Source organism: Streptomyces sp. NPDC127190 (assembly GCF_042672505.1).
GTDB lineage: Bacteria > Actinomycetota > Actinomycetes > Streptomycetales > Streptomycetaceae > Streptomyces.
In genome coordinates, this window is the sequence record NZ_JBHXVE010000007.1 from 228,091 (window position 1) to 237,252 (window position 9,162).

The window sequence follows — 9,162 nt, forward strand, 5'->3', positions numbered from 1 at the left end:
AAGGACCGGTAAGGTTCGCTCCGGTGTGCCGGGAAGTCTGGTCGGCGAGCAGGGGACAGATGTCTGTTCCACCCCTTGCTCCCCTCAGGCACGAGCAGCAACCGGAGCACTGTGAGCGACTGGCACGGCTGGGCCGCGATCGCCGTCTTCGTCGGCGCGTACGTTCTCATCATCAGCGAGAAGATCCACCGTGTCGCCGTGGCCCTGGGCGGCGCGGGTCTGATGCTCGCGATCGGCGCCACCGACGACGTCTCGGCGTTCTACTCCCAGGAGTCGGGCATCGACTGGAACGTGATCTTCCTGCTGCTCGGCATGATGACGATCGTCGGCGTGCTCAAGAAGACCGGCATGTTCGAGTACCTGGCGATCTGGGCGGTCAAGCGGTCCCACGCCCGGCCCTTCCGGGTCCTCGCGATGCTCGTCGTCCTCACCGCGCTCGCCTCGGCCCTGCTGGACAACGTCACCACCGTGCTGCTGATCGCGCCGGTCACCCTGCTGGTATGCGAACGCCTCGCGCTGTCCCCGGCGCCGTTCCTCATCGCCGAGGTCATGGCCGCCAACATCGGCGGAACCGCGACCCTGGTCGGCGACCCGCCCAACATCATCATCGGCAGCCGGGCCGGGCTGACCTTCAACGACTTCGTCGTCCACCTGGCCCCGCTCGCCGTCCTGCTGCTGCTCGTGCTGCTCCTGCTGTGCCGGATCATGTTCCGCGGCGCGCTCGGCTACGACGCCGAACGCGCCGCCGAGATCATGGAACTGGAGGAGCGCGAGGCCATCCGGGACCCCCGGCTGCTGATCCAGGGGCTGGCCGTCCTCGCCCTGGTCGTGGCCGGCTTCGTGCTCCACCCGGTGCTGCACTACCAGCCCAGCGTCGTCGCCCTGCTCGGCGCCGGTCTGCTCGTCGCCGTCTCCGCGGTCGACACCAACGACGTCCTCGCCGAGGTGGAGTGGCCCACGCTGGCCTTCTTCGCGGGCCTGTTCGTCATGATCGGCGGGCTGATCGGCACCGGGGTGATCGACGAGGTCTCCCACGGGCTGGCGGACCTGATCGGCGGCAGCCGACAGGGCGGCGCGCTGACCCTGCTCGGCGGCTCGGCGGTGCTGTCCGGCGTCGTGGACAACATCCCGTACGTCGCCACCATGGCGCCGATCACCTCCGGGCTGGTCCACGACATGGGCGGCAGCGGCCACCACGTCCTGTGGTGGGCCCTCACCCTCGGCGCCGACCTGGGCGGCAACGCCACCGCGATCGGCGCCTCGGCCAACGTGGTCGTGCTCGGCATCGCCGAACGCAACCGCCGGCCCATCTCCTTCTGGCAGTTCACCCGGCACGGCCTGATCGTCACCGCCGCGACGGTGACGGTCTCCCTGGCCTATGTGTGGCTGCGCTACTTCGCGCTGACCTAGGACGCCGGCCTGGTCAGCAGCAGTTCGGTGTTGTGGTCGGCGGCCGTGCCGATGCGGGTGGCGGGGGTGGCGTAGGGGTCGTTGCAGGCCAGCTCCCGGTAGAGGGCGGCCAGGCCCGGGTCGGAGGTGTCGGAGAAGTCCGTGCGGTACGGGGCCGCCGACTCGATGAGCGTGGTGAAGAGGGACAGTGTGCCGTCCCGGTTGTCGGCGATCTCGATGATCCGGGCGTGGTGCGGATAGTCCACGTGCGAGGCCGTGTTGATCTCCCAGAAGGCGCGCTCCGGGACGCTGTGGCCGTGCGGGACGATCCGGTTGGTGTGCGTGTGGCCGTTCACCCAGGCCACGACGTTCGGGAAGCGCTGGAGCAGCGCGACCAGCTGGTCGCCGCCGTGCCGGGCCTCGAACGGGCGGTACGGGTCCGGCAGCAGGTTGCCCATCGTCGCGCTGGTGTGATGGCTGAAGACCACCACGAGGCGGCTGTCGGTGCCCCCGGGCACCACCCGGCCGTCGGCGTCGTACCAGTGGCCGCTGTGCGCCTTCAGGACCGACTCCAGCCAGTTCAGCTGTGCGGTGCCGAGTGAACCGTCCGCGAAACCGGCCCGGTTGGTCGTGTCGAGGCTGATCCCGAGGATGCCGTCGGCGAGGTCGAAGGTGTAGTAGAGGCGTCCGCTGTCGGCCGAGTCCCGGGTGAAGCCGTGGCCCACCGGACCGGCACCGGTGTACGCCGGGTTCAGATGGGCCCGCGCGAACTCCGCCGGGGTGAAGGGGTGGCGCCGCTCGTCCGGGGTGACGGTGCGGACCGCGCCGCCGCCGGCCAGCAGCTTGCCCAGCAGCAGCACGGCCTCGGCCGGGTCGTGCAGCATCGCGTCCGCGAGCCGGGCCGCGGTGGCGTCGTCGCACCCCTCCAGCTTGCGGGAACCGGTGTAGAGGTCGTTCAGCAGACCGAGGTCCGGCAGGCTGCCCTCGATGCTGTCGTCGTGGTTGCCGACCGTCGTGTACCAGGGGACACCGAGACCGGGAGCGTCGAACGGCCGTATCGCGCCGTCGAGGAAGCCGGGGATCCGCGGCAGTCCCCGGGCCTTGTACGCGTCCTGGAACGCGGACTCGGGGTTCCAGTACTGTCCGCTGCCGGAGTTCTGCACGCCCTCGTAGCGCGCGGTGTCGCCGCTGTTCGGGACGATCCGGCCGCCGCTCATGACCGTGAGGTACCAGTCGAGTTCGAGCCGCTCGTGGTTGTCGGTGTTGTCCCCGGTCGCCATGACCAGACCGAACGGCAGCCCGGTGTACGGCCCCCGGCGGACCTGGTTGACCCGCTCCACGAGCGAGGACGCGCCGCGCACGGTCAGCGTCTCCTGCGGGCGGTGCGCGCTGTCGTTGAACCGCGCCAGATACTCGAACCGCACCGGTGACTCGGTGTCCGTCAGATGCAGGTCGGTGAACTGCACGAAGGAGGCCAGGCCGGTGCGCCGGTCGTCCCGGCCCGACCCGGCACCGGCCAGCTCGCCGCGCACCACCAGCGGCCAGCCGGGCCCCGCCGCGAGGCGCCGGTACGCCCCGTCGCCGACCGGCGTCGCAACCTGTTCCAGCGTGGTCCCGGCGACGCTCACCGCACGGGCGGAGGTGGCCGCCAGGGCGCGCTCCCGGGCCAGCGCGCGCCCCGGTGTCAGCACCGGCCACAGCGCGGCACCGGCGGCCGCTGCCGCCCCCAGCACGAAGCCGCGACGGCTCGTCCCGCTCATGAATCCCCCTCATCCTGGCGCCACTTGACCGCCGGGCCGACTGCTCGGGCGGCCATGCCGGAGCAACCTTACTGACGGGTAGAAGCCTGTCCAGACCCCGCGGCGAAACACGGGGCAAACAGGAGTGCGGGGGAGCGGGACGAGCCGCCGCGCTCAGTGGCCGGCCGGCTCGGGGGCGCGCCGCACGCCGGTCACCGCGAGCAGGGCACCGGCGACGCACAGCACACCGGCGGCCAGCACGGAGGTGTGCACGCCGTTCATGAACGCCTGGTGGCTGCCCTCGGCGACGGCCGCCCCGAGCCGGTCCGGCAGCTCGCCGGAGGCCGGGGCGACCCCCATGGCGACGGCGTCCCGCGCCCCGGTCAGGCCCTGGGCCGCACCGGCGGGGACACCGGCGGAGACCAGTTCGCCGGCGAGGGTGGAGCCCACCCGGCTGCCGATGAGCGAGACCAGCACGGAAGTGCCGAGCGCGCCGCCGATCTGAAGGGCCGTCGCCTGGAGACCGCCCGCCACACCGGCGTCCCGGACGGGGGCGTTGCCGACGATCGCGTCGGAGGAGGACGACATCACCATGCCCACACCGAGGCCGAGCGCGACGAACGGCGGCCACAGCGCGGTGTAGGAGGAGTGCGCGCTCCAGCCGAGCATGGTGAAGCAGGCGGCGGCCTGGAGGGCCATGCCGAGGGGCATGGTGAGCCGGGGCCCGAACCGGTCGGTCAGCGCCGCGCCGAGCGGGGAGGCCACCACCGAGGCCAGGCTCAGCGGCAGGGTGCGCACCCCGGCCTCGACGGGGGAGAAGCCGCGTACGTTCTGGAGATACAGCATGACGAAGAAGATCACGCCGAGCAGGACGAAGAAGTTCAGCGCGGTGATGAGCGTGCCGATGGCCAGCGCCGGGCTGCGGAACAGACGCATCGGCAGCAGCGGTGCCGCGACACGGGTCTCGTGGACGGCGAAGACCGCCAGGATCACCAGGCCGGCCGCGACGGCGCCCAGGGTGCCGCCCGAGGTCCAGCCCCACGCCTCGCCCTTGACGACGCCGAACACGAGGGCGAGCAGTCCGAGGGCCAGCAGCACGACGCCGGTGATGTCGAACTTCTCGTGTGCGGCTGCGGTGTTCCTGCTCTGCGGCAGCACGGCGCCGCTGAAGACGAGCGCGACGACGCCGATGGGGGCGTTGACGAAGAAGACGGACTCCCAGTCGACGTGCTGCACGAGCAGACCGCCGACGATGGGGCCGAGGGCGGTGGAGACGGAGGAGACCATGGCCCAGATGCCGACCGCCATGCCGAACTTCTTGGGCGGGAACACCGCCCGCAGCATGCCGAGAGTGTTCGGCATCAGCAGGGCGCCGAAGAAGCCCTGGACGGCGCGGAAGACGATGACGCCCGTGATGGATCCGCACAGCCCGATGGTCACGGACGCCACGGTGAACCCGGCGACGCCGGTCAGGTACAAGGTGCGGCGCCCGAACCGGTCGCCGAGCTTGCCGCCGAGGATCAGGGCGGCGGCGAGGGCCAGCAGATAGGCGTTGGTCACCCATTGCAGATCGGCGGTGGACGCGTGCAGGTCCCGGCCGATCTCGGGGTTCGCGATCGAGACGACCGAGCCGTCGAGGCCGACCATGAACAGGCCGAAGGCGACGGCGACGAGGGTCAGCCAGGGGTTGGCCCGCCGACCGCGGGGCTGGTTCGCGGTCGCCGCGGGGGTCGGCGAGGCGGAGGAGGTGACGGAGGGCATGTCTGTCTTTCGTGGGTCGGGCGAGAACGACGGACGGGCGGGGCCCGCCCGGGGAACGCCGAGGCGTGGAGAGGCGGCCGGCCGAGGAATGGCCGGGCAACGCCGAGGCGGCCGGCCGAGGAGCGGCCGGGCCGGGGCGCGGGAAACGGCGCCGTGGGGAGGCAGCGCGCGGACGAGCGCACGACGCCCCGGCGGGGCCCCGTGTGCCGGCTCAGACGGCGCGGCTGTGCAGGTTCCGCTCGAGCGAGGCGAGTGCGCCCAGGGCGGAGCCGAGGGCGTCCTGTTCGCCGTCGGTCAGAGCGTGCAGCGCTCGTACGACATGGGCGCCCATGAGGTCCTTGACCTCGGCGATGCGGTGCCGGGCCAGCGGCGTGAGGTGCAGATGGGCGACGCGCTTGTCGGCGGGGTCCGGCCGCCGCTCCAGCAGCCCCTGCTCGGTCAGCTGCGTGACCAGGGCGCTGACGTTGTTCGGCTTCATCCGCAGGGCCTCGGCCGCGACGCGCACGGTGACCCCTTCGTGGGTCTCCACGTGCCGTAGCAGCGCGAGCTGCGCCTCCGAGGGCTTGGGGTGCGGATGGTCCAGGTCGACCTGGCGCTCGATGGCCCGGGCCAGCGCGGGCAGGCACGCCACCAGGCTCGACGCCATGGCGGCGAGGTCCTGGGCGGACGCGCTGGGCTGGGACATGCGCCGAGCATAAGTACGCCGATATACCTATGTCAACATAGGTAAAGAGGCCGGGGTCGGCCTCACCAGCCCGTCAGCAGCAGATGGTTGATCAGCAGCGCGAGCACGGCCTGGGCGGTGAGCCAGCCGCGCCGGTGGGTCAGGAGCGCGCACGCCGGGAGCAGCCACAGTGCGAAGGGCAGCCAGATCCGTTCCGTCTCCGCCTTGCTCATGCCCGACAGGTCGGCGATCAGCAGGGCGAGCAGACCGGCGCAGACCAGGAGCGCGAGGCGGGTCTGCGCCCCGTCCGGGCCGGCCCCGGTGCCCTCGCGCCGGAGCAGGACGGCACCGGTGCGCCGTAGCCCCGCCGCCGTGGCCGGGCCGGTGAGGATCGCCGTGCAGGCGAGGTTGGCCCACACCCAGTAGCCGTACGGGCGCGTGCCGCCGACGCCCTGGTAGTAGCGGGTGATCAGCAGGTGGTAGCCGTCCCACCAGGCGAAGCCCGCGAGCGTGAACACCAGCGGGAACACCGCCAGTCCGGCGAGCAGCGCCGGCAGCAGCACCCGACGGCGGCGCAGCCCGTGCCGGGCCAGTACCAGCACCGCCGCGCCGAGCAGCGCGAACAGCGTCAGGCCGTACGAGAGATAGCAGGTCAGCCCGAACAGCAGCCCCGACCCCACCGCCGCCCCGAGCGACCCCCGGGTCAGTGCGAGCGCGAGCAGTGCCACGGCCCAGGCGGCGACGGCCGCGAAGTACCCGTCGGCCGAGACGCCCTGCCACACCGCGGCCGGCGCCAGCACCAGGAAGGGCGCGGCCCGCCGGGCGAGGCTCTCGCCGGTCAGCGCGCGCAGCGCGACCAGCACCGCCATACAGCCCGTCGCGCCGGCCAGCACACACCAGGTGCCGGCCCAGCCGCCGCCGTGCAGCCCGGCCCGGTCCAGCAGGACGAAGGTGAGCGTGGCGGCCGGGGGATGGCCGGCGACATGGGCGGGCCAGGGGGCGGGGCCGCCGCTGACGATGTGCCGGGTGAAGTCCCGCAGGGCGGCCGGGATGTCGTGGAAGCGGCCGATGACCCGCAGGTACTCCTCACGGGTGGTCAGCCGGCCGGCCACGCCCCGCTGCCAGCCGTCGACCAGTGCCAGGGACAGGATCCAGGCGGTGGCGCTCGCCCAGGCGGCGGCGAGCAGCGTCCGCCAGGGCAGCCGGTCGGCGAGGGCGGGGCCGTACACGACGACGGCCGCGGCCACGGCGAGCGCCGCGGGGGTGCCGGGGCCGGCATGCGGGTCCCAGTCGGCGAACAGCGGCGGCCAGTGCACGAACAGGGTGTGCCGGGTGAACTGGATGCGGCGGCCGGCCAGCACGGCGGCCGTCACCAGCGCGACGGCGGCAGCGGCGGCGTACAGGTCGCGGCGCAGGGAGCGAGTCACAGCGGCACGCTAGGCCGAGCGGGCGGCCCGGGGCGCCCGGCCGGGCCGGACGTCAGCGTTTCGTCATCGGTCGCAGCCGCCGGAAGCGGGGTCCCCCGGCCTACGGTCGGCCTATGCGCGACCATCCCCGGCTTCCCACCTCTCCCGGTTTCTGGCGCAGTCCGCTGCGCGGCACCTGGTTCACCTCCGTGCTCGGCCTCGTCCTGCTGGCCGGTATCACGGTGCTGTTCCTGACCGGCCTGGTGTCCTACGCCGCCTACAACCCGGGCCTGTCCCCGGTCAACGACACCACCCCGGACAAGGGGCTCCTCGGCTTCTACCTCTTCCCCTGGCCGACCGGCCCGGTGTGGCTGTACCGCTTCACCCAGGGCCTCCATGTCACGCTCGGCATCACCCTGGTCCCCGTGCTGCTGGCCAAGCTGTGGTCGGTCGTGCCGAGGCTGTTCGCCCTGCCGCCGGCCCGCTCGGTCACCCACGCCCTGGAGCGGCTCTCGCTGGTGCTGCTGGTCGGCGGCGGGCTGTTCGAGTTCACCACCGGGGTGCTCAACGTCCAGCTGGACTACGTCTTCCCGGGCTCCTTCTATCCGCTGCACTTCTACGGCGCCTGGGTCTTCTTCGCCGCGTTCGTGGCCCACGTCGTGCTGAAGGCACCGGCCGCCGTGCGAGCCGTACGGCGGCGGTCGCCCGAGCCCGAGGACGCCGCCCCGGTCTCCCCGCAGCCCGGGGAGACCGCCCCGGCTTCTGCGTCGCCAGGGGAGACCGAGCCGGCCTCCTGGCCGCCCCAGGAGACCGACCTCGCCTCCCCGCGTCCCGCCCCGCCCACCGTCTCCCGGCGCGGCGCCCTGGGTCTGGTCGGCGGCGGCTCGCTGCTGCTGTTCCTGACCACGGTCGGGCAGAGCCTGGGCGGTCCCTTCCGCCGTACGGCCCTGCTCGCGCCGCACGGCACGGCCGACCCCGGCGGCGGCCCGAACGGCTTCCAGATCAACAAGACGGCCGCGTACGCCGGGATCACCCCGGCCGACACTCACCAGGACGCCTGGCGGCTCGTGGTCACCGGCCGCACCGGCACCGTCCGGCTCAGCCGCGCCGACCTGCTCCGAATGCCCCAACACAGCTCCTCGTTGCCCATCGCCTGCGTGGAGGGCTGGTCCACCGCCGACCAGTGGTGGCGCGGGGTGCGGCTGCGGGACCTCGCGGCGCTCGTCGGCTACCAGGACGCGGCGCCGGACGTGCTCGTCACGTCCCTGCAACGGCACGGCGCCTTCCGCCGGGCGGCGCTGCGCGCCAACCAGGTGGCCGACGGACGCTCCCTGCTCGCCCTTCAGGTCAACGGCGAGGATCTGTCCCCCGACCACGGCTACCCGGCGCGGATCATCGTCCCCGCCGCACCCGGTGTGCTCAACACCAAGTGGGTGGCCCGACTGACCTTCGGAGACCTGTGATGCCGCGTCGCCTCCCGCTCGGCAGCCCCTTCCAACTGCTGCTGCTCCTCTGCTCGTTCGCGCTGGCCGGCTATGCGGGGGTACGGCTGCTGTCCGGTGACTGGTTCGGCGTCGCGCTGTGGATCGTGGGCGCGGCCCTGCTGCACGATCTGGTGCTGCTGCCGCTGTACGCGCTGGCGGACCGGACGGCGGTGGGCGCGCTCGAAGCGGCCGGACGGCGCGACTGGACCCCCTATGTGCGGGTGCCGGCCGCGCTGTCCGGCCTGCTGCTCCTCGTCTGGTTCCCGCTGATCGCGGGGATGGTGGACCGCCGCTACCGGCTGGCCACCGGACTCTCCCCGGACGGCTTCCTGGCGCGCTGGCTGCTGATCACCGCCGTACTCTTCGCCGGTTCGGCGCTGCTGCTCGTCCTGCGGGTGCGCAGGGCGGCGAAGCAGCGGCCGCCGGCGTCCCACTGAGCCACCGGCCGCCAGCCGGCCCTGCGCGCGTACCGCAGCAGGGCCGGGGTGCCGACGCGGGCCCAGGGAAAGGGCGTACCGGTGCCGCGCGCGCCGCCGACGGCGTCGACCACCTGCACCTGGGTGCGCTCGTCGACGTCCACCGGCACCGTCTCGGCGATCAGCAGCCCGCCCGGCCGCAGCAGCCCCGCCCCCCCCGCGAGGAGGGGCGCCCCGCCGCCCCCGATTCCCATGTTTCCCGCCACTTTCAACACCGGGTCCCAGGCGAATAAAAACAAATTA

The 9,162-nt window shown here is 73.0% G+C and carries 7 protein-coding genes; 3 read left to right on the forward strand and 4 right to left on the reverse strand.

Annotation, left to right across the window (positions count from 1 at the left end; translation table 11 throughout):
- The first annotated feature begins 111 nt into the window (after positions 1-111).
- A complete protein-coding gene (locus tag ACFVIU_RS14270) occupies positions 112-1,410 on the forward strand; it encodes an SLC13 family permease (protein WP_385842693.1) in 1,299 nt (432 codons plus the stop codon).
- Here the strand turns inward: ACFVIU_RS14270 and ACFVIU_RS14275 are convergent.
- The 4 genes from ACFVIU_RS14275 to ACFVIU_RS14290 all read right to left on the reverse strand — a co-directional run bounded on the left by ACFVIU_RS14275 (position 1,407) and on the right by ACFVIU_RS14290 (position 6,980).
- The gene (locus ACFVIU_RS14275) at positions 1,407-3,149 is read right to left on the reverse strand and encodes a TIGR03767 family metallophosphoesterase (protein ID WP_385842695.1); all 1,743 of its coding nucleotides are present in this window, start codon (positions 3,147-3,149) and stop codon (positions 1,407-1,409) included. The genes ACFVIU_RS14270 and ACFVIU_RS14275 overlap by 4 nt on opposite strands.
- 153 nt (positions 3,150-3,302) lie before the next feature.
- A complete protein-coding gene (locus ACFVIU_RS14280; RefSeq protein WP_385842696.1) occupies positions 3,303-4,889 on the reverse strand; it encodes an MFS transporter in 1,587 nt (528 codons plus the stop codon).
- Between the two features lie 211 nt (positions 4,890-5,100).
- Positions 5,101-5,574: a MarR family winged helix-turn-helix transcriptional regulator gene (locus ACFVIU_RS14285; protein WP_385842698.1), complete on the reverse strand. Its 474-nt coding sequence runs from the start codon at positions 5,572-5,574 to the stop codon at positions 5,101-5,103.
- A 62-nt stretch (positions 5,575-5,636) separates the two neighbouring features.
- Entirely contained in the window at positions 5,637-6,980 is a 1,344-nt protein-coding gene (locus ACFVIU_RS14290; RefSeq protein ID WP_385842699.1) for a hypothetical protein, read from the reverse strand.
- A gap of 113 nt (positions 6,981-7,093) precedes the next feature.
- Here ACFVIU_RS14290 and ACFVIU_RS14295 point away from each other — a divergent pair, with 113 nt between their 5' ends.
- Both ACFVIU_RS14295 and ACFVIU_RS14300 read left to right on the forward strand, forming a co-directional pair.
- Positions 7,094-8,422 carry a molybdopterin-dependent oxidoreductase gene (locus tag ACFVIU_RS14295; RefSeq protein WP_385842700.1) on the forward strand — a complete coding sequence of 443 codons (1,329 nt, stop codon included), beginning with the start codon at positions 7,094-7,096 and terminating at the stop codon, positions 8,420-8,422.
- Positions 8,422-8,880: a hypothetical protein gene (locus ACFVIU_RS14300; RefSeq protein ID WP_385842701.1), complete on the forward strand. Its 459-nt coding sequence runs from the start codon at positions 8,422-8,424 to the stop codon at positions 8,878-8,880. The genes ACFVIU_RS14295 and ACFVIU_RS14300 overlap by 1 nt, the downstream gene beginning before the upstream one ends.
- Positions 8,881-9,162 lie beyond the last annotated feature (282 nt).

Excerpts from the sequence above, each read along its gene's own strand:
- ACFVIU_RS14275 (WP_385842695.1), bottom strand. The coding sequence starts at position 3,149 with ATGAGCGGGACGAGCCGTCGCGGCTTCGTGCTGGGGGCGGCAGCGGCC.
- ACFVIU_RS14280 (WP_385842696.1), bottom strand. The coding sequence starts at position 4,889 with ATGCCCTCCGTCACCTCCTCCGCCTCGCCGACCCCCGCGGCGACCGCG.
- ACFVIU_RS14285 (WP_385842698.1), bottom strand. The coding sequence starts at position 5,574 with ATGTCCCAGCCCAGCGCGTCCGCCCAGGACCTCGCCGCCATGGCGTCG.
- ACFVIU_RS14295 (WP_385842700.1), top strand. The coding sequence starts at position 7,094 with ATGCGCGACCATCCCCGGCTTCCCACCTCTCCCGGTTTCTGGCGCAGT.
- ACFVIU_RS14300 (WP_385842701.1), top strand. The coding sequence starts at position 8,422 with ATGCCGCGTCGCCTCCCGCTCGGCAGCCCCTTCCAACTGCTGCTGCTC.